The sequence below is a fragment of the Streptomyces sp. NPDC006435 genome (assembly GCF_040612315.1).
Taxonomy (GTDB): domain Bacteria; phylum Actinomycetota; class Actinomycetes; order Streptomycetales; family Streptomycetaceae; genus Streptomyces.
Genome location: NZ_JBEXPY010000043.1, coordinates 15240 through 41556, shown reverse-complemented (window position 1 = coordinate 41556; position 26317 = coordinate 15240). Strand labels below are relative to the sequence as shown.

The 26317-nt window shown below is 73.4% G+C and carries 21 protein-coding genes; 6 read left to right on the top strand and 15 right to left on the bottom strand.

Going from position 1 to position 26317, the window contains the following annotated elements; genetic code table 11:
* Positions 1–34: 34 nt before the first annotated feature.
* The 10 genes from ABZZ04_RS31355 to ABZZ04_RS31310 form a co-directional block, all read right to left on the bottom strand.
* The gene (locus tag ABZZ04_RS31355) at positions 35–3049 is read right to left on the bottom strand and encodes a glycoside hydrolase family 38 C-terminal domain-containing protein (RefSeq protein WP_356935614.1); all 3015 of its coding nucleotides are present in this window, start codon (positions 3047–3049) and stop codon (positions 35–37) included.
* A gap of 104 nt (positions 3050–3153) precedes the next feature.
* Entirely contained in the window at positions 3154–3867 is a 714-nt protein-coding gene (locus tag ABZZ04_RS31350; RefSeq protein ID WP_356935613.1) for a polysaccharide deacetylase family protein, read from the bottom strand.
* Entirely contained in the window at positions 3864–4967 is a 1104-nt protein-coding gene (locus tag ABZZ04_RS31345; protein WP_356935612.1) for a Gfo/Idh/MocA family oxidoreductase, read from the bottom strand. The genes ABZZ04_RS31350 and ABZZ04_RS31345 overlap by 4 nt, the downstream gene beginning before the upstream one ends.
* A gap of 104 nt (positions 4968–5071) precedes the next feature.
* Positions 5072–6706 (bottom strand): FAD-dependent oxidoreductase, encoded by a 1635-nt coding sequence (locus ABZZ04_RS31340; protein ID WP_356935611.1) that lies wholly within the window; start codon positions 6704–6706, stop codon positions 5072–5074.
* A 16-nt stretch (positions 6707–6722) separates the two neighbouring features.
* The gene (locus tag ABZZ04_RS31335; RefSeq protein ID WP_356935610.1) at positions 6723–7895 is read right to left on the bottom strand and encodes a GntR family transcriptional regulator; all 1173 of its coding nucleotides are present in this window, start codon (positions 7893–7895) and stop codon (positions 6723–6725) included.
* A 235-nt stretch (positions 7896–8130) separates the two neighbouring features.
* Positions 8131–9201, bottom strand: a complete 1071-nt coding sequence (locus ABZZ04_RS31330) for a LacI family DNA-binding transcriptional regulator (RefSeq protein WP_356935609.1) — start codon at positions 9199–9201, stop codon at positions 8131–8133.
* A gap of 87 nt (positions 9202–9288) precedes the next feature.
* Complete coding sequence (locus ABZZ04_RS31325; RefSeq protein WP_356935608.1) at positions 9289–10527, bottom strand: mandelate racemase/muconate lactonizing enzyme family protein; 1239 nt, start codon at positions 10525–10527, stop codon at positions 9289–9291.
* A gap of 12 nt (positions 10528–10539) precedes the next feature.
* The gene (locus tag ABZZ04_RS31320) at positions 10540–11502 is read right to left on the bottom strand and encodes a D-2-hydroxyacid dehydrogenase (RefSeq protein ID WP_356935607.1); all 963 of its coding nucleotides are present in this window, start codon (positions 11500–11502) and stop codon (positions 10540–10542) included.
* Positions 11499–12506 carry a PmoA family protein gene (locus ABZZ04_RS31315; protein ID WP_356935606.1) on the bottom strand — a complete coding sequence of 336 codons (1008 nt, stop codon included), beginning with the start codon at positions 12504–12506 and terminating at the stop codon, positions 11499–11501. Before ABZZ04_RS31315 ends, ABZZ04_RS31320 begins: the two co-directional genes overlap by 4 nt.
* A 174-nt stretch (positions 12507–12680) precedes the next feature.
* A complete protein-coding gene (locus ABZZ04_RS31310) occupies positions 12681–12872 on the bottom strand; it encodes a DUF6381 family protein (protein ID WP_283850229.1) in 192 nt (63 codons plus the stop codon).
* 128 nt (positions 12873–13000) lie between these two features.
* On the opposite strand from ABZZ04_RS31310, the gene ABZZ04_RS31305 reads away from it, so the two are divergent.
* Together ABZZ04_RS31305 and ABZZ04_RS31300 are read left to right on the top strand one after the other, a co-directional pair.
* Complete coding sequence (locus ABZZ04_RS31305) at positions 13001–13720, top strand: ribonuclease H (RefSeq protein WP_356935605.1); 720 nt, start codon at positions 13001–13003, stop codon at positions 13718–13720.
* Between the two features lie 276 nt (positions 13721–13996).
* On the top strand, positions 13997–14785 hold the full coding sequence (locus ABZZ04_RS31300) for a CDP-alcohol phosphatidyltransferase family protein (RefSeq protein WP_356935604.1): 789 nt from the start codon (positions 13997–13999) through the stop codon (positions 14783–14785).
* Here ABZZ04_RS31300 and ABZZ04_RS31295 read toward each other — a convergent pair.
* Positions 14751–15200: an adenylyltransferase/cytidyltransferase family protein gene (locus ABZZ04_RS31295; RefSeq protein WP_356935603.1), complete on the bottom strand. Its 450-nt coding sequence runs from the start codon at positions 15198–15200 to the stop codon at positions 14751–14753. The genes ABZZ04_RS31300 and ABZZ04_RS31295 overlap by 35 nt on opposite strands.
* A 236-nt stretch (positions 15201–15436) precedes the next feature.
* Here ABZZ04_RS31295 and ABZZ04_RS31290 point away from each other — a divergent pair, with 236 nt between their 5' ends.
* The 3 genes from ABZZ04_RS31290 to ABZZ04_RS31280 are packed head-to-tail and all read left to right on the top strand — an operon-like array spanning position 15437 to position 19637.
* Positions 15437–16702, top strand: a complete 1266-nt coding sequence (locus ABZZ04_RS31290) for a glycosyltransferase (protein ID WP_356935602.1) — start codon at positions 15437–15439, stop codon at positions 16700–16702.
* Positions 16699–18387: a lipopolysaccharide biosynthesis protein gene (locus ABZZ04_RS31285; protein WP_356935601.1), complete on the top strand. Its 1689-nt coding sequence runs from the start codon at positions 16699–16701 to the stop codon at positions 18385–18387. Before ABZZ04_RS31290 ends, ABZZ04_RS31285 begins: the two co-directional genes overlap by 4 nt.
* The gene (locus tag ABZZ04_RS31280) at positions 18384–19637 is read left to right on the top strand and encodes a hypothetical protein (protein ID WP_356935600.1); all 1254 of its coding nucleotides are present in this window, start codon (positions 18384–18386) and stop codon (positions 19635–19637) included. Before ABZZ04_RS31285 ends, ABZZ04_RS31280 begins: the two co-directional genes overlap by 4 nt.
* Here ABZZ04_RS31280 and ABZZ04_RS31275 read toward each other — a convergent pair.
* On the bottom strand, positions 19597–21108 hold the full coding sequence (locus ABZZ04_RS31275) for a hypothetical protein (RefSeq protein WP_356935599.1): 1512 nt from the start codon (positions 21106–21108) through the stop codon (positions 19597–19599). The two genes, ABZZ04_RS31280 and ABZZ04_RS31275, sit on opposite strands and share 41 nt — an antisense overlap.
* 105 nt (positions 21109–21213) lie before the next feature.
* Here ABZZ04_RS31275 and ABZZ04_RS31270 point away from each other — a divergent pair, with 105 nt between their 5' ends.
* Positions 21214–22371 carry a glycosyltransferase gene (locus ABZZ04_RS31270; protein WP_356935598.1) on the top strand — a complete coding sequence of 386 codons (1158 nt, stop codon included), beginning with the start codon at positions 21214–21216 and terminating at the stop codon, positions 22369–22371.
* A 4-nt stretch (positions 22372–22375) separates the two neighbouring features.
* On the opposite strand, the gene ABZZ04_RS31265 is transcribed toward ABZZ04_RS31270, so the two are convergent.
* Genes ABZZ04_RS31265 through ABZZ04_RS31255 form a run of 3 tightly spaced genes read right to left on the bottom strand, consistent with a single transcriptional unit; the run spans position 22376 to position 26150 of the window.
* Positions 22376–23203 (bottom strand): glycosyltransferase family 2 protein, encoded by an 828-nt coding sequence (locus ABZZ04_RS31265; protein WP_356935597.1) that lies wholly within the window; start codon positions 23201–23203, stop codon positions 22376–22378.
* Complete coding sequence (locus ABZZ04_RS31260; protein WP_356935596.1) at positions 23200–23892, bottom strand: hypothetical protein; 693 nt, start codon at positions 23890–23892, stop codon at positions 23200–23202. Before ABZZ04_RS31260 ends, ABZZ04_RS31265 begins: the two co-directional genes overlap by 4 nt.
* Positions 23889–26150, bottom strand: coding sequence for a LamG domain-containing protein (locus tag ABZZ04_RS31255; protein ID WP_356935595.1), 2262 nt, complete (start codon positions 26148–26150; stop codon positions 23889–23891). The genes ABZZ04_RS31260 and ABZZ04_RS31255 overlap by 4 nt, the downstream gene beginning before the upstream one ends.
* Positions 26151–26317: the final 167 nt, after the last annotated feature.

Sequence of the window (26317 nt, the reverse complement as noted above, 5' to 3'; positions counted from 1 at the left end):
GTCCGCGGCGAAACGCACCCACCCCGTACGCGGCTCAGGACCCGGCGCCCGGCGTCAGCCGCAGCGTCACGATCTGGAACGGCCGCAGCGTCAGCCGCACCGCGTCGCCCGCCACCTCGGCGGCCGTCCCGTCGGCGAGCGGACGCTCCAGCAGGTCCGTGACGCCCGCCCCGGCCAGCGCGAAGCCCGCCGTCAGCCGCGCCGAGGCCCGCCCGCCGTGCGCCTCGTGGAGCCGGACCACCACGTCCCCGCTGCCGTCGTCCGCGAGCTTCACCGCCGTCACGACCACCGCGTCGTCGTCCACCGAGACCAGCGGCGCCACCGCGGTGCTCCCCGGCACCCGGCGCTCGGGCAGGGCGAACCGCCAGCCCTCGCGGACCGCGTCGCCGACCGTCGCCCCCGGCAGCAGCGCGTACCGCAGCCGGTGCACCCCCTGATCGGTCTCCGGGTCCGGGTAGCGGGGCGCCCGCAGCAACGACAGCCGCACCGTGGTCGTGGTGGAGCCGTCCTCGCGGACCGTACGGGTCACGTCGTGCCCGTACGTCGAGTCGTTGACCAGCGCCGCGCCCCAGCCCGGCTCGCCGACGTGCAGGAAGCGGTGCGCGCAGATCTCGAACTTGGCCGCCTCCCAGCTGGTGTTGGTGTGCGTCGGCCGCCGGACGTGCCCGAACTGGGTCTCCGCCGTGGAGTGGTCGGCGCGCACGTCGATCGGGAACGCCGCCTTGAGGAACTTCTCCCGCTCGTGCCAGTCGACCTCGGTGTCGATGTCCAGCCGCCGGGCCCCCGGCCGCAGCGTCAGCAACTGGGTGACCCGGGACGCGCCGAAGCTGCGCACCACCTCGACGCCGTCACCGTTGAGCCGCACCGAGTCGGCCCCGGTCAGATCGGTCACCGTGTTGCGGTAGAAGGCGTCGACGTCCCAGGCGTCCCAGTGGTTGGGCAGGTCCGGGTGGATCTGCAGCAGGTTGGCCGCACCGCCCGGCGCGACCGTCTCCCGCCCGGCCACCAGGTCGACGACCGAGACCACGAGGCCCCGCGCGTCCACGGTCACCCGCAGCAGCCCGTTGTCCAGCCGGAAACCGGAGCCGTGCGCCGTCACCTCCACCGCCGCCCCCCGCCGGTCCGGCGCGGCCACCGCGCCCCCGGCGGCCACCCCGCCCCGCTCGTGCGGCGCGGAGTTGAAGACGACCGTTCCGTCGCCCTCCGGAGCCCCGGCCAGCGCCCGCTGCGCGGCGCCGATCACCGCTTCGAGCTCCTCGGCGATCCGGGCGTACGTCGCCTCCGCCTCGCGGTGCACCCAGGCGATGGACGAACCCGGCAGGATGTCGTGGAACTGGTGCAGCAGCACGCTCTTCCAGATCCGGTCCAGCTCCTCGTACGGGTAAGGGAAACCGGTCCGCACCGCCGCGGTCGCCGCCCACAGCTCCGCCTCCCGCAACAGGTGCTCGCTGCGCCGGTTGCCCTGCTTGGTCCGCGCCTGCGAGGTGTACGTGCCGCGGTGCAGCTCCAGGTACAGCTCGCCCAGCCACACCGGCGGCCGCTGATACTCCGCCTCGGCGGCGGTGAAGAAGTCCGCCGGCTTCTCGATCGTCACCCGGGGCGAGCCCTCCAGATCGGCCAGCCGCCCGGCGCGCGCCAGCATCTCTCGGGTGGGGCCGCCGCCCCCGTCGCCCCAGCCGAACGGGACGAGCGAGCGCGTCGCACGGCCCTTGTCCCGGAAGTTCGCCTCGGCGTGCGCGAGCTCCCGGCCGGACAGCTCGGCCACATAGGTGTCGACCGGCGGGAAGTGCGTGAACACCCGGGTGCCGTCCAGCCCCTCCCACAGGAAGGAGTGGTGCGGGAACGGATTGGTCGTGTTCCACGAGATCTTCTGGGTCAGGAACCAGCGCGAACCGGAGAGCGCCACCAGCTGCGGCAGCGCCGCCGAGTACCCGAACGAGTCGGGCAGCCACACCTCCTCGGTCTCCACCCCGAACTCCTCCAGGAAGAACCGCTTGCCGTGCACGAACTGCCGGGCCAGCGCCTCCGATCCGGGCATGTTGGTGTCCGACTCCACCCACATCCCGCCCACCGGCACGAACTGGCCGGCGGCCACCTTCTCCCTCACCCGGGCGTACAGCTCCGGCCGGTGCTCCCGCAGCCAGTCCAGCTGCTGCGCCTGCGACATCGCGAAGACGAACTCCGGATGGTCGTCCATCAGCGCCACCACGTTGGAGGTGGTACGGGCCACCTTGCGCACCGTCTCCCGCAGCGGCCACAGCCACGCCGAGTCGATGTGCGCGTGACCCACCGCCGACAACCGGTGCGCCGAGGCGTGCGCGGGGGAGGCCAGCACGGCCCGCAGCCGCTCCCGGCCGGCGGGCGCGCTCGCCCCCACGTCGTCCAGGTCCAGCGCGTCCAGACAGTCCTCCACCGCGCGCAGGATCTCCCAGCGGCGCGCCGAACCCAGCGGCAGCTGCCGCATCAGCTGGTCGAGCACCTCCAGGTCCTGGACCAGCTCCCACACCTGCCGGTCGAAGACCGCGACGTCCATCCGCTCGACGCGGTACAGCGGCTCGCCGCCCGCGGTCTCCCGGTCGCCCAGCGCACTGACCCCGTCCAGGATCTCCGGATTGGCGGCGGCCTCGAGCAGGTACGTGAACTCCTCGCCGCCCGCCACCCGTTCACCGACGCGCAGCCAGGTGTTGCGCGGGTTGAGCGCCTTGACCACACTGCCGTCCGGCCGGTGGGCCAGCGCCTCGGCGGAGAAGCCGGGCCGGTCCCTGGCGAACCCCAGGTCGATCACCGCCTCGACGGTCTCACCGGCCCAGTCCTCCGGCACCCGGCCGGTCACCCGGAACCAGCTGGTGCCCCAGGCCGGTCCCCAGGGATCGCCGACGGCACCGGGCCCGTAGGGAGCCGCCACCGCCTCGGCGAAGGGCACCGGTTCGCCGGGGGCGTGCCAGACCTCGAACGCCAGCGGGGCCGTACGGGGGTGGACGGCGGGGCGGATGCGCTCGCGCAGGACGCGGTCGAGCCGTTCCTCGGTCAGTGTGCGGTCGTCATGCATGGGTGAGAGGGCCCCTCTGGATCGAAGGTGTGGTGATCGAAGGCGTGGTGATCGTGGTGATCAACGATGTGGTGGCCGGCGGCGTGCTGCGACGGGGGAGTGGTTCACGGGAGCTCGTCGAAGCCCGCGCAGGGCAGCGACAGCCCGGCGGCCAGGGACAGCAGGCCGTCCAGCCGGGCCGGGGTCACGTGGTTGTCGGGATGGGCGTCGGCGACGCAGTGGGCGTACAGGGTGACCACGCCGCCCTCCTCGGCGGTCCGGCGCAGCGCCGCCTCGACACCGCCCAGGTCGTCCCCGTACGCGACGGCGCCGCGCCCGCTGTCCACCGAGCAGCCCGGCAGGACCCGCCGGGCGGTGAGGTCGCGGGCCGGTACGCGCAGTTCGTCCGCGAGGGCCGGATCGGCGCGACGGCCGACGGGCACCCCGCCGCGCAGCCGCTCGAAGAGGGTGAGGAGCAGCCGGTCGGTTTCCTCGTCGCGGGCACTGCACGGATAGGCGAAGCTCCGGGCCGGAAAGCCGAGACGGCGCAGCCGCTCCAGGGCGGGCACCACCTCCCGGTCGAGATAGGCGGCCGGTCCGTGCGCCGAGACGAAATCGGGCGCGCGCTCGTGCCGCAGGCCGTGGCAGCCGATGCTGTGGCCGTCGTCCGCGAGCCCGCGCAGCAGCCGCACCTCGTCCCGGTCGAGCCGGTCGGGCTCGCAGACGAAGAAGGTGACCCGCGCCCCGTACGAGGCGAACAGCGGCGCGACGGCGGCCCACTCGCGCACGTGCCGGTCGTCGAAGGTGAGCAGCAGGGCCCGCTCCACGCGTCCGGTCACCGCCCGGACCCCTGCGGTGCCCAGCCGGGGACGGAGCCGTGCAGCGCCGTGTGGAAGGGGTCGCCGGGGACGATCTCGCCGGCCCGGACCGTGCGGCCGGTGAGCGCCGCCTTGTACATCGCGGTGATCAGCTCCAGGGACCGGCGGCCGTCCCCGGCGCTCGCCCGGGGCCGCCGGCCCGCCCGCATGTCGGCCAGGAGCGAGCGGAGCTGGGCGTCGTGCGAGCTGGGCACGTCCTTCGCCGGGGAGGTCCAGCGGGCCACCCGGTCCGGATCGACGCCGGGGGCCGGGGTGTAGGTCCAGTCGTCGTTCCCGTACCCGTAGAGGTGGTTCAGCTCGATCGTGGCGTCGCGCAGGTCGATCCGCAGATGGCTCGACTGGCGCGGCGAGAGGGCGCTGTTGACCACGGTGGCCAGGGCGCCGGAGGCGAAGCGCACGGTGGCGGTGGTGACGTCGTCGGTCTCCACGTCACGGGCCAGCCGGGCGGCCATGGCCCGGATCTCCGCCCAGTCGCCGAGCAGTTCGAGCAGCAGGTCGATCTGGTGGATGCCCAGCCCCATGGCGGGACCGGCGCCCTCGGTGGCCCACTTCCCGCGCCAGGGGACCGCGTAGTAGGCGTCGTCCCGGTACCAGGTGGTCTGGCAGTGGGCGACCAGCGGCGCCCCCAGCTCGCCGGAGGCGATCAGGGCCCTGGCGTGCTCGGCGCCCGAGCCGAAGCGGTGCTGGAAGACGATCGGCGCGTACGGGCCGCCCTCGCCCTCGGCGGCGGTCATGGCGTCGTACTCCGCGAGGCTGAGCGCGGGCGGTTTCTCGCACCACACCCACGCCCCGGCGGCCAGGGCGGAGACGACCTGCTCGCGGTGGGCGACGGGCGGCGAGGCGATGACCACGAGGTCGGGGCGGACCTCGCGCAGTGAGGCGGCGAGGTCGGTGGAGTGGTGGGGCAGCGAGAAGTCGGCGGCGAACGAACGGGCCGCCACCGGGTCGGCGTCGACCGCGCCGAGCACCGCGAAGTCCGCGGGCAGCCGGAGGAACGCCGGCATGTGGACGGCACGGGCGATGTTGCCCGCGCCGACGAGCAGTACACGAAGGGGAGTCACAGTCACAGGGAGCCGTCCGGGCCGGGGCGTGGTCGCCGAAGTTGGTAAGCGTTTTCCAGAAGGTTGGGAAGAAGCCCTTCCCGAAGGAAGGGCGGGAGTGGGGGTCAGAGAGTGGCGTAGAGCGCGTCGGCGCTGGTCACCGGACCGGTACGCAGCCGGTGCGGCCATTCCAGGGCGAGACCGAGCGAGTCGCTCAGCCGGTCCTGGAAGGAGGCGAGCCGGCGTTCGTCGTCGCGCACCGCGCGCGGCGGCAGCCGGTGCTCCAGACAGTACGAGACCAGCGCGCCGACCGCCTCGCCGATGCTCCACTGGCCCGCGTGGCCGCCGACCGCCGGCGCGCTGAGGTGCGTGGCGCCGATGTTCCGTCCGGCCGGGAGCAGATTCTCCACGCGTACGGGCAGCAGCGCGCCCAGCGGCAGCTGGAACGGCAGGCACTCCAGGTCCAGGCCCGCGCCGCCGCCGGTGCCCGGGTGCAGCGTGATCCGGGAGCGCAGGGTGCCCACGCTGTCGGTGAAGGTCTCGGCCCCCGGCGCCCCGGCCCGTGCCGCGACGGTCAGATGGTGCTCCAGCAGGGTGAACTCGGCCCGGATGCGCCGGGATTCACGTACGTGCGGCGCCTTGGCGAACCCGTCGGACGTGCCCGTGGCGTCGGGCCTCAGCCGCAGCTCGGGGTAGCCGTGGCCGCCGTCGTGCCGGGGCGCCCGGGTCTGCATCCAGTACAGGAACGACAGCGCCTGTTCCCGCGCCTCCCGCTCGGCACGGGCCCGCACCTCCTGACCCGCCCCGGCGAGCGGCAGCCCGGTGTAGGCGGTCTGCTCCCAGTCGACCAGGGTGAGGTCGCTGTCGAAGGTGCCGGGCAGGTACCGGCTCCGGGCGAGCGCCCGCAACCGGTGCCAGCGGTCGTTGGGCGGGGCGCCCCAGGGCGGGACCTCGTCCGGCTCGTGCAGGAAGAGCGGCACGGTGCGGGCCGGGCCGCTGCCCGGCTCCGCGGCCTCCCAGGAGAAGGCGCCGGACCACCGGTCGTAGCCGGCCGGCCGGTCCACGGTGTGGTCCTCGCCGGGACGGTGGTCCAGGGCGAAGACCCAGGAGAGGGGCTGCTGGTCCAGCGGGTCGGCGACCGCCGCCGCGTGCGGCTCACCGGTCTCCTCCCGGGACTCGGCGCCGGTGACGTGCTCGACGCCCGCGAGGTCGAGCAGCTCGCCCAGGTCCGTCGCGTCGACCACGTACGGGGCGGCGACCGTCAACCGCCCGCCGTCCGCGGCCTCCAGGGTGACCGCGGAGACCCGGTCCCCGTCCGTCCGGGCCGCGACCGGCCGGTGGCGGAGCAGCAGGGTGAGCCGGCCGGCGGCGAGGTGCGGGGCGAGCAGCTCCTGGACGACGGCGAGCGCGGCCCGCGGCTCGTGGCTGAGATGGCCGGTGGTGCTCAGCCCGGGGTCGAGCAGGGGATCGGCGAACGGCCCGGGGCACAGGGGGTAGTTGCGGCGGTAGAAGTCGCGGATCCGTTCGCGCAGGTCCCGGTAGCCGGGGGAGACGGGGTCCAGCTCGATGCGGTGGCCGTCGGCCAGCGGCACCGCCTGCGCGGTGAACAGGCCACCGGGCCAGTCGGTGGCCTCGGTGAGCACGACACGGTGTCCGAACCGGGCGGCGGTCAGCGCGGCGGCCAGACCGCCGAGGCCGGCACCGACCACCAGGACATCGGTCCCGAGTTCGCGGGTACGGGGGGTGGGGGCGGCGAACACAGGAGTCTCCTCCCTCTCAGGGCCGACGGGCGGCGACGGTACGGAGCCGGACCGGTACGGACTCGCGCGTCCTGATCCGGACGGGGAGCACGATCTGCTCGGCGTCGCGGTACGGGTCCTCGCCCGCCGCACGCTCCGCGATCCGCTTGACCAGCTGCTCGACCGCGCGGCCGCCGATCTCCCCGGCGGGCAGCCGGGCGGCGAAGCTGGTGAGCGGCAGCAGGTCGTAGGGGCCCGCGTCGTCCATGCCGGCCAGCACGATCTCGTCGGGCACGGCGATGCCGAGCGCGGCCAGGTCGGCGGCGGCGGTGGCGACGGCGAAACCGTGCGCGCACAGCAGCGCGGTCGGCGGCTCGGCGGAGGCGAGGAGCTCGGACAGCAGCCGCTTGCGGTCCTCCTCGGGCAGCGCCGTGTACGAGCGCAGCGCGGTGAACCGGGGGAGCAGCGGCTGGTCGTGGGCGCGCAGTGCCTGCTTGTGCCCGGTCATCCGGTCGTGGACGCTGGTGCACTGCGTCTCGCCCCAGAGCGTCGCTATGCGGGTGTGGCCGTCGGCCAGCAGGTGCTCGGTGAGCCGGTAGCCGACGTCGTAGTTGTCGGCGGTGACCGCGTCGACGGCGAAGTTGGGGAAGTAGCGGTCGACCAGGACCATGGGGATGCGCAGGCTCCGGAGCTCCTCCAGTACACCGGGGTCGGGCGAGCCCTGGACCGGATAGAGGATGATCCCGTCGACCCGGTCCTCGGCGGCCTGGCGCAGCGCCTGGTCCTGACGGGCCAGCGACGCCGCGTGGTCGGCGTGCCCGGTGGCCGTCATCCGGACCGCGGAGTCGGAGAAGAACAGCCGCAGCCCCCGCTCCGAACAGCCGGACTCGATCCCGCGCAGCACCTCGGACTGGTACGGGCCCTGGCCGCTGATCACGCAGGAGACCACACCGGAGCGCTGCGCCGGTCCGGGCTCACCGGTCCGTCCGTCCGGGTCGGCGACGAAGGTGCCCAGACCGCGCCGGCGCACCAACAACCCTTCCGCGACGAGGTCGTTGAGCGCCCGCACGGCGGTGGTGGAACTGACCCCGAAGCGCTCGCGCAGCTGGTTCTGGGTGATGAACGGAGCGCCGGCCTCGTACTCGTCGCGAGCGACCTCGGCCCGCAACTCGTCCTTGATTCGCTGGTACTTGGGACCTGGCGTACCCATCCAGCCACCGCCTTCCCGGGTTTGACGCGTCAAATGGCGTTGGCGTCAGTGTGGCGGTGGTTAACGCGTCATTTCAAGAGTCTTTCCGCGAATGATTGAGTCAATTGACGTGTCAAACGAGGAGGTTGTCACTTCGACGCGTCAAAGGAGCGGCCCGGAGGGCCAAAGGGAAGGCCCGGACGGAGGCCCCCGGGTTGGGGAGACCCTCGTCCGGGCCGTCGCGGTTCGTTCCGGCTCAGCCGGTCACGCGGGGCGGCGGCGCGGTGCTGGCCCGCACCACCAGGCGCGACGGCACGGCCAGCGTGCGCGGCGAGGGCGTCGCGTCGCCGAGGGCCAGCAGCAGCGCCCTGCGGCCGATCTCCTCCAGCGGCAGCCGCACCGTCGTCAGCGCGGGCGTGACGTCACCGGCCACCGGCAGGTCGTCGAAGCCCACGACGGAGACGTCGGAGGGCACGCCCCGCCCGAGGTCGTCCCGGAGCGCCGCGAGCGCCCCCAGCGCCATCGCGTCGTTGAGCGCGAAGACCGCAGTGATCCCCGGTGACCTGCGGAACAGCCGCACCGTCGCGGCCCGTCCGCCGTCCCGGGTGAAGTCGGCCTCGACCCGGTGGCGTTCCTGCACGACGACGCCCAGCTCGGCGGCCCGCTCCAGGAAGCCGCGCAGCCGGTCCTGCACGGAGACCAGGGCGAGCGGCCCGCAGACGACGCCGACCTCGGTGTGCCCCAGCCGGGCGAGGTGCTCGGCCACGGCCCGGCCGCCCTCGTGGTTCCCCGGCGCGATCGTGTCCACCGCCAGACCCTCGTGCGCGACCGCGGTCACCCGGCCGCCCTGCGCCGCGAAGGACTCCAGCTCCTGGACGAGCGAGGGGTTCCTGCCGGTGAAGCCCGAGCCGGCGAGGACGACGGCCCGGGCCCGCTGTGCCCGCAGCCGCGCCACGTACTCCGCCTGGAGTCCGGGCTCGTGGAAGGTGCCGGCCAGCATCACGAGGAGCTTGTGGTCGCGGGCGACCTCCATGACGCCGGCGGCGATGGCGGAGTAGTACGCGTCGTTCACGTCGTGCACGAGCAGCCCGACGAGGGAGGTGGTGGACCGCACGAGCGCGCGGGCCGGCGCGTTGGACACGTAGCGGAGCCGGGCCGCGGCCTCCAGGACGCGCTCCTGCAGCTCCTGGGTGACGTTGCGGTCGCTGTCGCCGAGGACGCGCGAGGCCGTGGCGAGGGACACCCCGGCATCCTGCGCGACCTGCTGGAGCGTCACGGCCGACGACGGGCGGGGGCGGGCGGAACGTCGATTGACCTGGCTCTGCATGGGGCTACGATAGCTGTCCTGAAAGCGTTTTCCCATCGCACATGCAAGCGGATCCGGCGCTCGGCGTGCTCTCCTCCCGTGCCCCGCTCAGTCCGCCCTCCATCGGCCGGGCTCGGCCGACGGCATCCTGGTCAGGCAGCGGTAGACGGCATCGCTGCGGAAGGCGAACCGCCGTTCGGTCTCCGGAGTGAGCCGGACGCCGAGCCCCGGTGCCCGCGGGGCGAGCAGTCGGCCCGACTCGATGCGGAACGGCTCGACCAGCAGCTCGGACCGCAGGGCGTATGCGGGCAGCGGCCACTCGGCCAGCCGACCGCCGCCGGCGAACGCGGCGTGGTAGTTGGCCGCCTGGCACACCGCACTGCCCCAGCAGTGGACCACCGGGGCGACGCCGTGTTCCGCGGCCCCCGCGAAGACGGCCAGCGTCTGTCGTGGCCCGCCGACGACCGTGGCGTCCGGCTGGACCATGTCGTAGTACCCCGCAGCCACGCGCTCCAGCAGCTCGCGCGCGGTGGTGACGGTCTCCCCGCCCGCCACCGGGCAGCCGGCCGCCCGCCGCAGGGCGGGGTACTCATGCGCACGGGCCGGCCCCAGGGGCTCCTCCAGAAAGCGCACCGGCTGCGGTGTGCCCGCCCCGACCGCGTCGAGGAACGCGAGCGTGTCCGCCACCGACTGGCCGGGGTCGTCGAGGTTCTGTGCCATGTCGACCGCGATACCGACCCCGTGCGGGGCCGCGTGTTCCAGTGTCCACACCACCTTGTCCGCCTCGTGGCCCCGTGCCCTGATCTTGAAGGTGTCGATCCCGAGCGAGGCGACAGCGGCGATCTCGGTGCTCATCGCCGAGGGGGACGCCGAGTCGCCCCCGCTGGCGTAGAGCCGGATCCTGTCCGTGCGACGGCCGCCCAGCAGCTCGTACGCGGGCACACCGGCCCGCTTCCCCAGGGCATCGAGCAGGGCCGCATCCACGGCGGAGACGACATGACGGGCCGCTCCCTGAAGACTCCAGTACCCCGTGACGAGCACCATGTCCCGGTACCGTTCCGCCAGGTCGCCGGCCGGGCGCCCGACCAGGTGGGGGGCCAGCAGCTCGACTGTCGACACGAAGACGTGCGGTGCGAACACGGCGAGATACCCCTCGCCCAGACCGGTCGTCCCGTCGTCCAGGGTCACCTCGACCAGTCCCGTCGTGCGCCGGCCCGTGGGCAGCGCCACGCGCACCTCCAGATTCTCCGGGTCGGCGTACGGGGCGCTGAGCAGGACCGGCCGGACCGCCGCGATCCGTGCTCCGGCGTCGAGCGCACCCATGCGTGAGGAAGTGTGTTCGGCCATGTCGTCGCGTCCTCAGAATCCCCTGGTCCACTGCACGGGGTTGCGCAGCGGGACGTCGGTCTCGAAACGGCGCAGGTTCTCGGCGAACAGGTCGATCACTCGCGCGGTCTCGTCCGTCGAACCACCCGCGGTGTGCTGGGTGAGAATGACGTTCGGGCAGGTCCACAAGGGATGGCCGGCGGGCAGCGGCTCCTGTCCGGTGACGTCCAGCACCGCACCGCCGAGCCGCCCGGAGGACAGCTCGGACATCAGCGCCTCCTCGTCCACCAGTGATCCCCGGCCCGCGTTCACCAGGACGGCCCCGGGCCGCATCCGGGCCAGTCGCCGCGCGTTGAGCAGCCCGCTCGTACCGGGCGTCCCGGGCAACAGCCCCACCACCACGTCGAAGTCCGGCAGTTGCACATCGAGCTCGGCCAAGGTGCGGATGTCGCCCGAGCCGCGCGCGAAGTGCGAGATCGGGCAGCCGAACGGCCCGAGCAGTTCGGCGAACCTCCGGGCGATCGCCCCCCGGCCCAGCACCAGGACCCGGGCCCCGGACAGCAGCCGCAGTCGCGGTCGGACGACGGACTTCGCCCAGGTACCGCGGGAGCGCAGCCCGGAGAGTTCGTCGATGCCGCGGTGCAGTGCGAGTATGCCCGCCAGGCACGACTCGGCCACCGGGTCGGCGAAGACATCGCCCAGGTTGGTCACGGCCAGCCGACGGCCGAGAACCGGCCAGTCCAGGCCGAGATAGCCGTCGATCCCGACCGAGGCGAGCTGCAGCCACCGGAGCCGGGGGGCCTCGGCCACCCGGGCGGCCTCGGGGTTGCCGAGTGCGATGTCGGCGTCGGCGAGGGCATGGTCATCGGCAGCGGAGAGCGTCCCCGGCTCGGCGAACCACACGGGCCCGGGACCGAGTTCCCGCAGGCGGACGCGGCCGGACTCGTCGAGCGGCAGTTCCACGTACAGGCCGGGGCGGTGATCGCTCGCGTTCACCACGGGTGCTCCGCGAGGTACTCGGTGATCCGGTCCCGGTCCCATGCCCCGTCCGCGACGGTGATCCGGTAGCGGCGCGCGAGGGTGTCGCCCGGGGCGAGCTCCAGTTCCTCGTGGAAGGCGAAGGAGGGGGCGACGGCGGCGAACGGCTCGTTGCGCACGAACCAGTGGGCCGGGTGGGTGCCGCCCGTTCCCGAATGGTCGTTCTCCGGGGCGTGCCGGAAGATCAGCGTGGCGTGTCCGTCGGCGCCGTCGTGTTCGCCGCTGTAGGCCAGCCAGGGGGCCTGCGTCCCCATCAGCCCGGGGCCATCCCCGTCCGGGCCGATGATCCGCCCGCCGCGGAAGGCGCGCGGGCCGCGCCAGAAGAGGCCGGTGTAGCCGGCCGCCTCCCGGCCGTGGGTGGTGGGGCTGCCGAAGCGCAGCGGCTCGGAACGCCGGTTGGTGACGGCACTCGACCAGGTGAGTGTCCAGCTCCCGCCGGCCCCCGAGGCCGCGTTCCCGGCGCGGTGCCCGTTCCCGCGTTCGACGTCGTGCTCGACGTCGTGCTCGTCCTCGTCCCCGTGCTCGACGTCGTGCAGCTCGATCCGGCGCAGCTCGTCCGCCCAGTGCGTGCCGTCGTGGTGGCGCCAGCTCAGCCGCTCCGTGATGACCGCGCGCCCGGCCTCCGCCGCCACCTCGTCGAAGCCGAGGTGCGCCATCGAGCCGACCAGCTCGGGCAGCGGCTGATAACCCTGCCCGTGCACATAGGTGTTGCCTCCCCACAGGTTCTGCCCGGAGAGGTGGGAGGCCGTCATCTGGAGGCCCTTGTGCCAGCGGTGATCGTTGGGCCGGTAGTCGCTGACAACGTTATCGGCCAAGGTGCGCAGGGGATGGACGTACGGCTTGGGGGCCTCCCAGGCCGCCTCGGGGCGGTAGACGTAGGCGATCAGCTCGACGCCGCCGCGTTCCTCCGTGACCGTGATCCGGTCCCCGTGCAGATGTGTGACGCGCAGTGGGCTGCTCATGTTCCCGAAGTCTCCCGGTGCGACTGGAAAGCGCTTACCGCACCGTAGGGCCCACGGCCGGAGGGCGTCAACAGGCGGTACGGGAGAGGCGGGCCGCGGCAACGGCCGCGCGACGGCGACGGCCCGCCGCCCACTCATGGAAGGGCGACGGGGCGTCGGCGTGCGACGGCGGGTCTACCGGGTCGGGCGGATGTCCTCGCCACCCATGGTGCCCTGCCGGTCGCTCTGCTCCCGCAGCAGCCGGGCCTTCTCCTGAAGGCGTCGGCGCTGTTCGGGGTCGGTGGTGCGCTCGGCGGCCTCGGTCATGTGCCGGGCCTTGTCGCGCAGCTGCTGCGCACGGTCACCGGATTCACGTGCAACGCTCATCATCGCTCCTTGTGCGTAGGGAAGAGCGGGCCCCCTCAGGGAACCAGCGCCGCCGGACCGCCGCACCTCGAATCGTCACTCAGCGTCACGGATTCGTGGGGCGATGCGGCGCTGGCATGATCGGGGGCATGAACGAAAGCATCATCGCCGCGTGTGACGGGGCGTCGAAGGGCAATCCCGGACCCGCGGCCTGGGCGTGGGTCGTGGCCGACGCGCAGGGGCGGCCGGAGCGCTGGGAGGCCGGGCCGCTGGGCACCGCCACCAACAATGTCGCCGAACTCACGGCGTTGCGTGAGCTGTTGGAGTCAACGGACCCGGCCACCGCGATCGAGGTGCGGATGGACTCGCAGTACGCGATGAACGCGGTGACCAAATGGCTGCCGGGGTGGAAGCGCAACGGCTGGAAGACGTCGGCCGGCAAGCCGGTGGCCAACCGCGACCTCGTGGTCCGGATCGACGACCTGCTGACCGGCCGGTCCGTGCGCTTCACCTACGTCCCCGCCCACCAGGTGGACGGCGACCCGCTCAACGCGCTCGCCGACCAGGCGGCCAGCGAGGCCGCGGTGGCGCAGGTGCCCGCCGGTACCGCGCACGGCGCCACGGAGCTGCCGACCCCCGCCCCCGGCCGGGCGACCGAGGGGCGGAGCGGTGGCACGGCGGCGAAGCGGAGCGGCGGCACGACGGCGCGGAAGGCGGGCGGCGCGACGCGCACCGCGCGTTCCGGCGCGACCATCAAGGCCAGGTTCGCCGGCCGCTGCCACTGCGGAAAGCCCTACGCGGCCCAGGACCCGATCGCCAAGAACCCGAACGGCTGGGGCCACCCGGAGTGCCGCACCGCCCCCGCCTGAGCGGACGCCGCCCGACGCCGCCCGGCTCCGGCCCCGCGCGGCCGGCTCCGGGCGGGGCCGATGCGACCGGCTCGACCGGTCGGCCCGGCGGCCGGAGGGCCGCTGCCCTCCCCGTCCCCGCGTGGACCGGTTCCGGACACGGCCGGGTGCCGTTCCCGGGCCGGAGCGGGCGAGTGGCCGCGCGGGACCGGGGCGGCGTGCCATGATGCGGCTTCGGCGGCGGTGTCCGGGCGGCTTCCCCGACGCCGCCGGCAACGGCTGCACGCTGGGGGGCGTATGGGAACCACGGGCACGGTCATGCGTGAGCTGCGCGGGGCGCAGAAGACGGCCAAGGGGGTCTCGCTCTACTCGCGGTACGTGAACCGTCCGGCCGGGCGGGTCCTCGCGGCCGGTGCGTACCGCATCGGCATGACGCCCAATCAAGTCACCCTGCTGAGCGCGGCGTTCACCTTCTCAGCCATCGCATCGGTGGCGCTCGTCCGGCCGTCCTGGGGCCTGGCCGCCCTGGTCTGGGGCGGTCTCGTCGTCGGCTTCGCCCTCGACTCGGCCGACGGGCAACTGGCCCGGCTGACCGGACGGGGCGGCCCGGACGGCGAATGGCTCGACCACGTCGTGGACTGCGCCAAGATGATCCTCGTGCACACCGCCGTGCTGATCTCGTTCCGGCGGTTCTTCGACCTGCCGTCCGAGGGGTGGCTGCTGCTGCCGCTCGGCTTCCTCTTCGCGGCCGTGCTCACCTTCTGCGCCGGACTGCTGCGCGAACAACTGGGCAAGGCACAACCGGGCGGGACGCAACCGGGCAAGGCACAACCGGGCGGGGCACAACCGGGCAGGGCCGCCGTCCCGCCCGTCGCGGGCGGGACGGCGGCCCCGGTCTCCCGGCTGCGGGCCGTGGCACTGCTGCCCGCCGACTACGGGGTGTTCTGCCTGGTCTTCCTGCTGCTCGGCGACCGCACCGCGTTCCGCCTCGGCTATGCGGTGCTCGCCGCCGTGCACGCGCTGTTCCTGGTGATGTTCCTCGCCAAGTGGTTCAGGGAGCTGAGATCGCTCCGGACTGCGGGCTGACCAGCGAGTCCAACGCCCGGCGCAGTTGGGTGCTGGACGTGTGCACCGTGTACGGGAAGTAGACGACCTCCACACCGACCTCGGCGAAGTCGCGCTCCAGCCGCCTGCCCTTCTCCGTGTCCCGCCAGTCGTCCCCCTTGAAGATCACGTCGAACCGCACCTGCTGCCAGGTCTCGACCTTGTCGGGCACCGTTTCGACGAACGCCGCGTCCACGTAGCGCACACTGCGTACGATCTCCAGACGCTCCGGCAGCGGGATCACCGGTCTGTGACCCTTGGCGAGCGCCGCCATCTCGTCCGAGACGACCCCGGCGACGAGGTAGTCGCACTGACTGCGGGCATGCCGCAGGATGTTGAGGTGCCCCACATGGAACAGGTCGTAGACCCCCGGCGCGTAGCCGACCCTGTGCGCCATCCGCTCTCTCCCCCCACGGTGAACGCGACATCCGTCTTCCGCGGCCGTTGTCCGGACATGGCGTCCGGTGCCATGGGATATCGGTATCGGTGTTGATGGTGCAACGACCTTACTGTGAAGACCACTTGCGCATCTCGTGAACGGATAAGCTCGCTTTTGGGGCTGTTCCCCGAGGGCGTTTCCCGACGCTGTTCCTCGGGGAGCACGGATTGTTCCGGGGGGAAGGACGGGCGTCCATGTCCGATGCAGACCATCACGAGCCGTTCGGGGGCCGCACCCTGCTGGTCGTCTCGACGAACTACGCGCCGGAACTGACCGGCATCGGCCCGTACGCCGCGCAACTCGCCGAGCACTGGGCCGGATCCGGTGCCGAGACGCACGTACTGACCGGCATGCCGCACTACCCGTCCTGGCGGACCGACGCGGAGTACCGGGGAGTGTGGCGGGTCACCGAGAAACGGGCCGGAGTCACGGTGCACCGGCGAAGACATTACGTGCCGCCCCGTCAGAGCGCCCTGCGCAGAGGGCTGTTCGAGGCGACGGTGCTCGGCCACGCCCTGCTCTCCCCGCCCGCGACGCGCCCGCCGGACGCCGTGATAGCCCAGCTGCCCAGCCTCGCCGGCGGTGTCGTCGGCGCCCGGCTGGCCCGTCGCCACCGGGTCCCGTACATACCCGTCGTGCAGGACCTGATGGGTGCCGCCGCCGCACAGAGCGGCATCCGGGGCGGGGGCAGGGCCGCCGCCGTCGCCTCGGCCGCCGAACGGTACGCGCTGCGCGCCGCGACCCTCGTCGGCGTCATCCACGAGAGCTTCGTCCCCCGCGTCACCGCGTACGGGGTGGACCCGGACCGCGTCCGCATCGTGCCCAACTGGTCGCATGTGCGGACCCCTTCGGCCGACCGGGCCGCCACCCGGGCCCGGATGGGCTGGGGCGAGGGCACCCCGGTGGTCCTGCACTCCGGGAACATGGGCCTCAAACAGGGCCTGGAGGTCCTCGTCGACGCGGCCCGGCTCGCCCCGGAGATCCGTGTGGTGCTGATGGGCGACGGCAACCAGCGCGAGGAACTGCTGCGGCGCGCGGCGGGCCTGCGCAACCTCGACGTCCTGCCGCCCGCCGACGAGGACACCTTCACCGACGTGCTCGCCGCCGCCGACGTGCTCGCGGTGACCCAACGGGCGTCCGTGCTCGACATGAGCGTCCCGTCCAAACTCACCTCGTACTTCGTCTCGGGCCGCCCCGTCGTCGGCTCCGTGGCCCGGGGCGGGGGCACCGCGCAGGAGATCCAGCGGTCCGGCGCCGGCCTCCTCGTCGCACCGGAGGACCCGGCGGCCCTGCTGTCGGCCGTGCGCAAGCTCGTCGAAGCACCCGCCGAGGCGGACCTGCTCGGTGCCAACGGACCCCAGTACGTCACACGCCACCTGAGCCGGGAGGCGGGCCTGGCCCGTTTCGACGCGCTGCTCACCGAGGTCCTCGCGGACACACAAGGGAGACCACGCCGATGAACCAGCCGATCCGCGCCCTGGAGGACCAGGACGAACCCGCGCTGCTGAGGGACCAGTTCCGCCAGCTCCTGCGCTACCGGGCGCTGCTCGCCTCCGGTGTGGTCGTCGGCCTGCTCGGCGGCGGCTGGCTCGCCCTGAGCGGCGAGGAGAACTACACCTCGACGGGCGAGGTCGTCGTGCGCTCCGCCACCTCGGACCCCTTCGCCGCCGGAGCCTCCGCGGACAAGGGCATCAACATCGGCTCCGAGCGGCAGACCGCCGTCAGCGACACCGTGGGCAGCCTGGCCGCCGTCGTCCTGGCCCGGAAGGGCGACCCGGTGGAGGTCGGACCGCTGCTCTCCGGCCTCCAGGTCACCAACCCGCCCAACACCCTCGTGCTCCGCTTCGCCTACACCGGCCGCACCCCCGCACTGGCCAGGGGACGGGCCCAGGCACTGGCCGACGCCTATCTGGAGATACGCAGACAGCGCACCGAGAACAGCATCGCCCACATGGTCCAGGGCTACCGCGCCCAGCTGACCCCCCTCACCGAACAGCGCGACCAACTGGCGGAACAGACCTCCGGCGGCAACGACGTGACCAGCGCACGGGCCAACCTCGTGGTCGCGATCTCCGAACTCACCCGGAAGATCTCCGAGTTGCGCGCCCTGGACACCACCCCCGGATACCTGACGAAGAAACCCGCGGCCCCCACCGAACCCACCGGCGCCGGACTGCCCCTGCTGCTGGGACTCGGCGGCGTCGTCGGCCTCGCGCTCGGGCTGCTCCTTTCCTGGGTGCGCCTGGTCTTCGACCCGGCCGTGCGCTCCACCCGCGAACTGGTCCGCTCGCTCGGCGCCCCCCTGCTCGGCACCCTGCCCAGGGAACGCGCCACCGCCGGGACCCTGCTCGCCGTCGGACGCGGCGGGAGCCGGCTCGCCGAGGAGTACCGGGCGGTGGCCTTCCGGCTCGCCTACGACCCGTCGTTCTCCCGGCGCCGCCGGCTCCTGGTCACGGCCCCGCGCGGGGCCGGCGCCGAGGCGGCCGCCGCCGCGGTCAACCTGGCCGCGGCCTTCGCCGAGATGGGACGCGACGTCATCCTGGTCGAGGCCGACCTGCGCACCCCCTCCCTGGCCGGGGACCTGGGCCCCGCCGTGCAGGGCGTCCGGCCCCGGTGGGCGGCGGAGGGCGAACGGGCCTGGCCCTCGGACAGCCGGATGAACGTGGACGTACCGGGGTCGGGCGCCTTCACCCTGATAGCGGGCCGCCGCACCGGCAACGTGCCCCGCGCACTGACCTCGGCCCCCGTCGGGCGGATCATCGCCGAGGGCGACCGGCCCGACGCCGTCGTGATCGTGCTCGCCCCGCCCGTGCTGGCGTACGCCGACGCCGTCGCGCTCCTGGACCGGGTGGAGGGCGTCGTCGTGGTCTGCGACCCGCGCGACGTGCGCCGCAGCGACCTGGAACGGATCCGGGAGATCATCGAGGCGGCCGACGGCTCCGTGCTCGGGGCCCTGCTGCACCCCGCCCGCGGCCGCTACGAGCGCCGGGCCCTCAGAAAGGCCGAGAAGCGCCGCAGGAAGGCCGCCCGGTACGGCTCGGCCCGGGGCCCCGGCGGCGACGACCGGGGCGGCCCGGAGCACACCGGCGACCCGGCCGAGACCCTGGGCCTGCGCACCTTCGATCCCACCGCGGGACGCGGATGAGGGCACGCACCGCGATCGTCTGCTCGGTCGCGGACCAGGGCGTGGCGGCGCTCACCAACATCCTGGTGCTGGTCACGGCCGCCCGACTGTCCACCGTGGCCGACTTCGCCCGCTTCTCCGCGGTCTACCTCGTCTTCACCGTGCTGCTGGGGGCCTTCGGCGCCTACGCCGGCCAGCCGCTGGTGCTGCGCCGCGGCGACGCCGACGAGGTGCGCGGAGCCTGCCGTTCGGCGGTCGCCTTCACCCTGCTCGCGGCGACGGCGCTCGGCGCCCCGACGGCCGCCCTCTGCCTGTCGCTGCCCGGCGCCACCGCACAGGCCCTGACGGCACTGGGACTGGTCCTGCCGGTCGTCCTGGGCCAGGACACCATGCGCTACGCCTTCTCCACCCTGCACCTGCCGCACCTGGCGCTGACCGGCGACCTGCTCAGGCTCGGCTGCGCACTGGGCGCGCTCCTCGCCCAGCCGCACGGCGCCCCCGCCGCCCGGCTCGTCGCCGTGTGGGGCCTGTCCGCGCTCCCGGCCCTGCTGCTGTCGGCCGCACTGCTGCACCGCAGGACGGCCGGTGCGCCACCGCGCCCGGGAAACCTGCTGCGCCGCGACCACCTGGGGCGGCGCTTCGTCGTGGAGTTCGGGGTGGGCAACGCCACCGGCCAGCTCTCCGTCCTCGCACTCGGAGCGGTCGGCAACCCCCTGGTGGTCGGCGCGCTGCGCGGTGCGACCACCCTCTTCGGGCCGCTGAACGTGCTGTTCACCTCGGCCACCGGATTCGGCCCGCCGCTGCTGGGCCGCATCCCCTGCGAACGCCGCCGGACCCGGGTCGCCGCGGTGCTCGCCGCCGTCCTGGCCGTCACGGCCGCCGCCTGGGCCACCGCACTGGCCCTGCTGCCCGACGGCGTCGGCCGCCGGCTGCTCGGCGAGACCTGGCCCACGGCCGCCGCCCTCCTCCCGGCGACCGGCAGCCAGTACGCGGCGATGGCCGTCGGCACCTGCGGGCTGCTGGCCCTGCGGATGCTCGACCCCCGCACCACGCTCCCCGTCCAGGTGGTCTTCTCGCTCGCCTCCGTCGCCCTCCTCATCGGCGGATACGTGCTCGGCGGGGTGCCGGGCGCCGCCTGGGGCCTGTGCCTGGGTTCCGTCTGCAAGGCGGTGGCCACCTGGACCCGGGTGGCCCGGCTGGGGCGCCGCACCGCGACGGACCGGCCGCCCGTCAGCGCGGACGCCGCTCGCCCCGCTCCCGGAAACTCGTGACCAGCAGCAGACAGAGCGCCGCGACGGCGAGCTTCCCGACGGACTGCAACAACGGCCCGCGCAACAGGATGAAGGCGTACCCGGCGAGCAGCGGCACGGCGACGGCCACCACACTGCCCGGCCCCGGCCCGTCCCGGGAGACGGCGCGCGCGTAGCGCCGGTCGGTGCGGGCCGCGGCGTACCCGGCCAGGGCGAAGGCCCCCGCCATGCCCGGTGCGCCGAAGTCGACCCAGAGCTCGGCCCACAACGGCGCCGACAGATTGGTCATCCGCATCCCCATCCACTGGCCGACGCGCACCCCGGTGTCCTCGGGCTTGCCGTCCCACACCGACCGGGGCACGAAGAACAGTGCGGAGCCCGCCAGTTGGCGCCCGTAGGTGTGGCCGCGGGTGTCGACCCAGGTGATGGTGTTGGCGAACATCACCGTCTGGTCGTAGTCCTTGGTGGCCAGCGGCTCGAACACCGACGACGACTCCACCGGCCGGTACCCCTCGCCGTCGTAGCGGAACCGGTCCGCGTACGGGAACACCACCAGCGCCCCCACCACCCCCAGCGCCAGCACCGAGCGGTACATCGCCGAACTGCTCGGGAACGCGGTGAACAGGAACGAGACCAGGACCGTCAGGAACCAGTAACGGGCATTGGAGACGGGGTTGTTGACGATGACGTTGAGGAACAGCAGCGCACCCCAGGCCAGCACCGTCGACGGCGAGCGCCGGGCCCGGCGCGACGTCACCAGCCGGCGCGTGCAGAAGAGCAGCCCGAGCAGCGCGGGCACCGTGCCGAAGCCCTTGAGGAAGGCCGACCCCACATTGGACCCCTCCGACACCACCCCGCTGGCCGCGACCGAGGCACTGATCTCCTGGCGGCTGGTGAAGAAGACGGCGGGGCCGCCCACCTTCATGACGTAGTAGCCGCTCGCCGCGAAGGCCAGCAGCACCAGCACCCTGAGCCGCACCCGGTGCACGGTGGCCGGACCGGTCCCCGGGCGCGCGGCCCGTCGGCGCAGCGGCCGCCGGTTCGCCAGCAGCGCCCCGAGGTCGAACGCGGCACAGCCCACCAGGACCAGCGCCACGGCCGTCACCAGATCCCCCCGCGGCCCCACCACAGGAGTGGGCGTCTGCCCGATCACCGCCTGCGCGAACGGCGCCACCCCCATCGCGATGTACACGAACATCCAGAAGATGCCCTGCAGCAGCCGCCGCCGGGTGGACAGGATCATCGTCGCGAGCCGGGCCCCCGCGTAGCAGGTCAGGACCAACTGGAGCCAGTACGCGTTGTCCCGGGCGCCCGAACCGGGCTGGGCGGCGATCACCGCGGGCAGGAAGCACACCAGGCCGAGGATCAGCGGCACGGCCAGCGCACGCGACAGCATCGCCCACGACATGGGCCCGGCCGACGGTCGGACCGGTTCGCGCGGACCGTCCCCCGGTACGGGTGCGGACGGTTCCGCCTCGTGCACGGACGTCATGCGCTCCCCGTTCCGTGGACCTGTGAACACTCTAACGAATCAACCCACTTGGGGCGGTTCGGCTGACTAGTCTGGCGAGGTCGGCCGAGGGCGAGGGGAACCCTGGTGAAGATCCTGCACGTCGTCACGCTCCACACCCCGGACCACGCCTTCGGCGGTCCGACGCGGGTGGCGCTCAACCTGTCGAAGGTGCAGCGGGCCGCGGGCGACGACGCCCGGATCATGGCCCTGGGCGACGGCTTCGACGGACCGCTGCCGCGCGAGGTCGAGGGGGTGCCGGCCCACCTCTTCCGGGCCCGCCATCTGCTTCCCGCGTTCGAGGTCAGCGGCATCACCTCCGGGGCGCTCCTGCTCACCGCCCGCCGCATGATGCGCGGGGCCGACCTGGTCCACGTGCACCTGATGCGCGACCTGGTGACCCTGCCCGCGGCACTGCTCGCCCTGGCCACCCGCACCCCGCTGGTCGTCCAGACCCACGGCATGGTGGACCCCACCGAGAACCGGGTCGCCAAATTGACCGACCTGCTCGGGGTGCGCACGGTGCTGCGCCGCGCCGACGCCGTACTGCACCTGACCGAGACGGAACGCATCGATGTGAACGCCGTCGCCGCACCGGTGCCGCTGACCCGCACCGTCCGGCTGGTCAACGGAGTGCGCCCGCAGCAACGCAAGCCCGCCCGGGAGCCGGGCCGGCCGCCCACGGTGCTCTTCCTGGCCCGCATCCAGGAACGCAAGCGCCCGGAGGACTTCGTCGCCGCGATGCCCGCGGTCCTGGCCCGCCACCCCGACGCCCGCTTCGTACTGGCCGGACCCGACACCGGCGCCCTGCGCGGCACCCTCGAACTCGCCCGCGGGCTGGGGGTGACGGACTCGCTCGACCACGTGGGGCCGCTCGACCACGAGGCGGTCCTGGCGGCGGGGCGGCAGGCCGACGTGTACGTGCTGCCGTCGATCGAGGAACCCCTGGGCGTGTCCGTCCTGGAGGCGATGTCGGTCGGCACCCCCGTGGTCATCACCCGCACCTGCGGCCTCGCCCCCGACGTGGCGCGGGCGGGAGCGGGCCGGGTGATCGACAGCCGGGTCGGCCAGGACGCGAGGAACGCGCGCGGGGTCGCCGACGCCGTACTGGAACTCCTCGAACCCGGTGCCAACGACCGGGCCGGCCGGGCGGCCTGGGACCTCGTCAACGAGGACTTCACCATCGAGGCCGTGACCGGCACCCTCCGGCGGACCTACGAGGACGTGGTCCGCCGGAGGGCATGAGGCGTCAGACCACCCTTCCCTCACGGGACTTGAGGCCGATCTGCCAACGGTAGAAGCTCATCGCCAGGGCGAAGTCGAGCCCGGCCCGCCCGTCGAGGAACCCCCGCCGGTACACGTACATGTACGCGAACGACACCAGCGGCTTGAACGGCGCCTTGTGGAACAGCTGCCCCTGGCGCGACTTCACCCTCCGCACCTGCTCCTTCACCTCGGGGTGGTGCTCCAGCCACGCCTCCCAGTCGGAGTAGCGGTTGTGCCGCTCGAACCAGGCGGTGACCGGGTCGAGGTCCTGGTGCTCGATCGGATTGCGCAGGGTGCCGACCGACTCGGCGACGGGCTGGTAGTGCCCCTCGACCTCGCCGATGCCCGGCGCGTCGAGGTCCCCCACCTCCGGGTACCGGCAGCGGGTCCGGTCGGTCAGCGACCGTTTGCGGATGGTGTAGCCGTGCCGCAGCCGCTTCCCGGAGAACCAGTAACCGAGCGGGATGTCGTACGCGGCCGCCCCGGGCCCGCCGGGGGCGGAGAAGACCTGCCGCAGCTCGGCCAGCAGACCGGGACCGATCCGCTCGTCCCCGTCGAGCAGCAGGATCCAGTCCAGGTCCGTGCGGACGTGGTCCAGGCACCACTGCTTCTTGCGGGGATGCCCGCCGTCCCAGGTGTACGTGACCACCTCGGCCCCGCACTCCTCGGCGATTTTCGCCGTGTCGTCCGTGCTGTGCGAGTCGACGACGACGACCGCCTCGAAGTGGCCGAGCACCGACCCCACCGCCTCGGCGATGTTGAGCCCCTCGTTCTTCGTGGGGATCACCACGGCTATCGGCAGCCTGTTCATCGGGAGTCTCCTTCGGGCAGCCAGGCGTAGCAGCCGGTCGAGATGAAGGCGCGGGCCGAAGCGGGCACGGTGATCCCGCTCCGCTTCCCGGCGGCGGCCGAGCCCGAGGCCAGGTTCCGGCCGTCCGCGCCGGTGATCCGCCAACTGCAGTCCCCGGTGGGGGAGACGCTGCGGTAGCGGCCGGGCCGGACCCCGTCGCCCTCGTACGTGCCGTCCGCGTACCCCCGGGCGGCCTCCCGCAGCAGGTCCCGGTGCCGGGTGCAGAGGTTCTCCACGGCGGGTTCCGCGTCGGGGATCTCGCCCGTCACGATCGCGCCGACCGCCACGTCACGGTCGGCCTTCACCAGGTAGCCCAGCCTGTCGCAGGTCTCCTGCCCGGTCTGGAGCACGGCCGCCGGATCCATGCCCCGGGGCACCCGGTCGGTCAGGTACTTCTTCTGCTCCTTCGTGAAGGAGCCGGTGGCCGGGGTGAGTTCGGCGGCGGGCAGCTTCGGCGGTTCGCTCGTCCGCGGCGCCGAGGGGGCGTCGGACGCGGTGGTGTCGGGACCGGACGACGGGGCCGTGAGCGGCGCCCGGCTCGCCGCGGGCCCGGCCACCCGGTCCGCCTCCCGGTCCGGGGAGGACGAGCCGCAGGCGGCCAGCACCGCCGCGAGTACGGCGACGGCACCGGCCCGGAACGGATACCTCATCCACCCGTCCTCAGCGCGTAGTGGGAACTGACCTGGGCACCGCTCAGCGCGGTCGGGTAGACGGCGGTCTCGTCGATCTGCCCGGCGAAGAAGTTGCTCGTCGGCCTGCTCGGCCAGCCGTTCAGATTGTCCCCGCCGACCCGCCAGTAGCCGTCGTACTTCTCGTTGTCGGTGTACAGGGCGGACGAGGCGCGGAGCTGCCCGTCCACGTACAGCGCCATGCCGCCGGGGCCCTGCGTGGCGACCACGTGGTGCCAGGCGCCGTTGTTGTAGGCGGAGGGCGTGGTGATGGTCCGGACGCTGCCGCTCTTCAGTCCGAAGACCAGCCGGCCGTCGTCACGCATGTACACGTGCTTGTCGTACTGGGTGCTGTTCTGCATGGTCAGATTGGAGAAGCCGATGATCCTGCCCCCCTTGGTGGTCGTGGTTCTGATCCAGGTCTCCACCGAGAACCTGGTCGGCTGCGGGTGGCGCCGGTTGCTGTACGCGTACTCGTCCGAGCCGTTGAAGCCGATAGCGGTCGACGGGCCCGCGACGGCGGCCGGGGTCTGGCGGTAGGCGGGGGAGTTGCGCAGGAACCCGTTGTCCAGCCCCGGGCCGGTGTCACCGGCGAAGGTCGAGGAGCCCTCGTCGTACCGCCAGTAGAGCGAGGCGCCGTCGGCCAGCACCTTGGCGGGGTACTTCTCGGCCGCGGACGTCACGGTGGCGGACACGGCGGCCGATTTGGCGCTGGTGTTGGTGCCGTCGCTCGCACTGATCCGGTACGAGTGGGTCTCGCCCGGGGCCACGTCCGTGTCGGTCCACCGCAGCTGCGGCCGGTCCCAGAACAGCGAGTACCCCGTCGTGGTGTGCACCGGGGTGCTCGCGCCGTCCCTGTAGATGCGGTAGGTGAGTTCCCCGTCGTCGGTGTCGAAACCGGTCTGCCAGTTGACCTCCACCTTGCCCGGGGAGACCGTGGACAGACTGACGTTGGGCACCCACGGGGCACCGGTGTCGGGGCCGTCGGCGAACCGGGTCAGACCCTGCTGGGCGGAGCCGTTGACGGTGGTGAACTCGCCGCCGACCCACAGGTAGTGGTGGCCGCCCTTGTCGGCCTGTGCCATCACCCGGGGCCCGACCGGCTCCCCGATCCCGTCGTTGGTGTCCGGGAACCAGGGGAGCAGCTTCGGGTCGTCGACGGACTGGGCCAGCAGATGCTTGCGCGGCTGGTTGGGGAACTCGCCCATGCTGGCGCAGTCGTGCGCGTGACTCCCGCTGTACAGCACGCCCTTGTGCACCAGGACGGCCTGGGTGGCGCCCAGGCAGGTGTCCCGCCAGCGCTGCTCGAAGTCACCGAGGTCCAGCGCGATCCGGCCGTCGAACACACCACCCCCGGTGCCCTCGTTGGCGGTGTAGAAGCCGGTGGAGTCCGTGGTGAGGTCCTGCACCGTCGAGGTGTTGGGGATGAAACCCGCCGGATAGCTCTTCTTCACGGCCCCGCTCGTGGCGTCCACCACCGCCAGTGCGTGCGAGGTGGTGCCGTTGACGGTGAAGAAGTCACCGCCGAGCAGGACGTGCTTGCGGTCGGGCGTCAGCTCCACGGCCCGGCCCACCTCGTCCGCGTCGGCCTTCCACGGCTTCAGCGCGCCCGCCGTGGTGACCGCGGCGAACATCTTCCGGGCCTGCCCCGCGACACTGGTGAAGTCGCCGCCCAGATAGACGGTGTCGGCGGTGACGGCCAGGGCCCGGACCGTCGCGGACACGGCGAACTTGAAGTCCTGGCGCGGGGTGCAGCTCGCGACGTCGATCGCGGCGATGTTGCTCACCCCGACCCCGTTCACCGACCCGAACCGCCCGCCGGCGTAGAGGGTCCCCTGGTCCGGCGAGAGCGCCAGGGACCGTACGGTCGCGGTGCCCGACGAGACCGTGAACGACAGGCTGCACCCGGTCGGTGCGCCCGTCGCCGCGTCGAACGCGGCGAAGTTCACCGCGGGCTGCTCCGAGGCGCCGGGCGCGGCGTCCGGCGGCCGGACCGTGGAGAAGGTGCCGCCGGCGTAGACGACACCGGCGTCCGATGCGGCCATCGACCAGACGATGCCGTTGGTCTGCCAGGTGGTGAGGTCGTCCGCGGTCAGAGCGACCGGCGGGGTGAGGGCCGCGGCCGGGCCGCCCCCGGACGCGGCGGCGGTCAGTGCTCCGGCGAGCAGGCAGAGGGCCGCGGCCGCCGCACGCGCCCGGCCCCCCCTGAGGGGTCTGCGCCCCGTGGTCGGTTTCATCATTCGGCTCCGAAGGTGAGAACGGTCCGCGGCCCGGGGGCCGCGCTTGTCGCCCCTCCCCGCCGACGGCGGGGACGGGCCGTCCCGCTTCCGGCGGGGGCGGGCACATGGGCGTGGCCGGAGCGGACCGCCCCGGCCCCTGCGGGCGCGCCACCGGACCGCACCGGGGT

Excerpts from the sequence above, each read along its gene's own strand:
- ABZZ04_RS31315 (WP_356935606.1), bottom strand. The coding sequence starts at position 12,506 with ATGAGCAGCCCACTGCGCGTCACACATCTGCACGGGGACCGGATCACG.
- ABZZ04_RS31355 (WP_356935614.1), bottom strand. The coding sequence starts at position 3,049 with ATGCATGACGACCGCACACTGACCGAGGAACGGCTCGACCGCGTCCTG.
- ABZZ04_RS31260 (WP_356935596.1), bottom strand. The coding sequence starts at position 23,892 with ATGAGGTATCCGTTCCGGGCCGGTGCCGTCGCCGTACTCGCGGCGGTG.
- ABZZ04_RS31255 (WP_356935595.1), bottom strand. The coding sequence starts at position 26,150 with ATGATGAAACCGACCACGGGGCGCAGACCCCTCAGGGGGGGCCGGGCG.
- ABZZ04_RS31335 (WP_356935610.1), bottom strand. The coding sequence starts at position 7,895 with ATGGGTACGCCAGGTCCCAAGTACCAGCGAATCAAGGACGAGTTGCGG.
- ABZZ04_RS31265 (WP_356935597.1), bottom strand. The coding sequence starts at position 23,203 with ATGAACAGGCTGCCGATAGCCGTGGTGATCCCCACGAAGAACGAGGGG.
- ABZZ04_RS31280 (WP_356935600.1), top strand. The coding sequence starts at position 18,384 with ATGAGGGCACGCACCGCGATCGTCTGCTCGGTCGCGGACCAGGGCGTG.
- ABZZ04_RS31290 (WP_356935602.1), top strand. The coding sequence starts at position 15,437 with ATGTCCGATGCAGACCATCACGAGCCGTTCGGGGGCCGCACCCTGCTG.
- ABZZ04_RS31325 (WP_356935608.1), bottom strand. The coding sequence starts at position 10,527 with ATGGCCGAACACACTTCCTCACGCATGGGTGCGCTCGACGCCGGAGCA.
- ABZZ04_RS31275 (WP_356935599.1), bottom strand. The coding sequence starts at position 21,108 with ATGACGTCCGTGCACGAGGCGGAACCGTCCGCACCCGTACCGGGGGAC.
- ABZZ04_RS31305 (WP_356935605.1), top strand. The coding sequence starts at position 13,001 with ATGAACGAAAGCATCATCGCCGCGTGTGACGGGGCGTCGAAGGGCAAT.
- ABZZ04_RS31295 (WP_356935603.1), bottom strand. The coding sequence starts at position 15,200 with ATGGCGCACAGGGTCGGCTACGCGCCGGGGGTCTACGACCTGTTCCAT.
- ABZZ04_RS31285 (WP_356935601.1), top strand. The coding sequence starts at position 16,699 with ATGAACCAGCCGATCCGCGCCCTGGAGGACCAGGACGAACCCGCGCTG.
- ABZZ04_RS31310 (WP_283850229.1), bottom strand. The coding sequence starts at position 12,872 with ATGAGCGTTGCACGTGAATCCGGTGACCGTGCGCAGCAGCTGCGCGAC.
- ABZZ04_RS31300 (WP_356935604.1), top strand. The coding sequence starts at position 13,997 with ATGGGAACCACGGGCACGGTCATGCGTGAGCTGCGCGGGGCGCAGAAG.
- ABZZ04_RS31330 (WP_356935609.1), bottom strand. The coding sequence starts at position 9,201 with ATGCAGAGCCAGGTCAATCGACGTTCCGCCCGCCCCCGCCCGTCGTCG.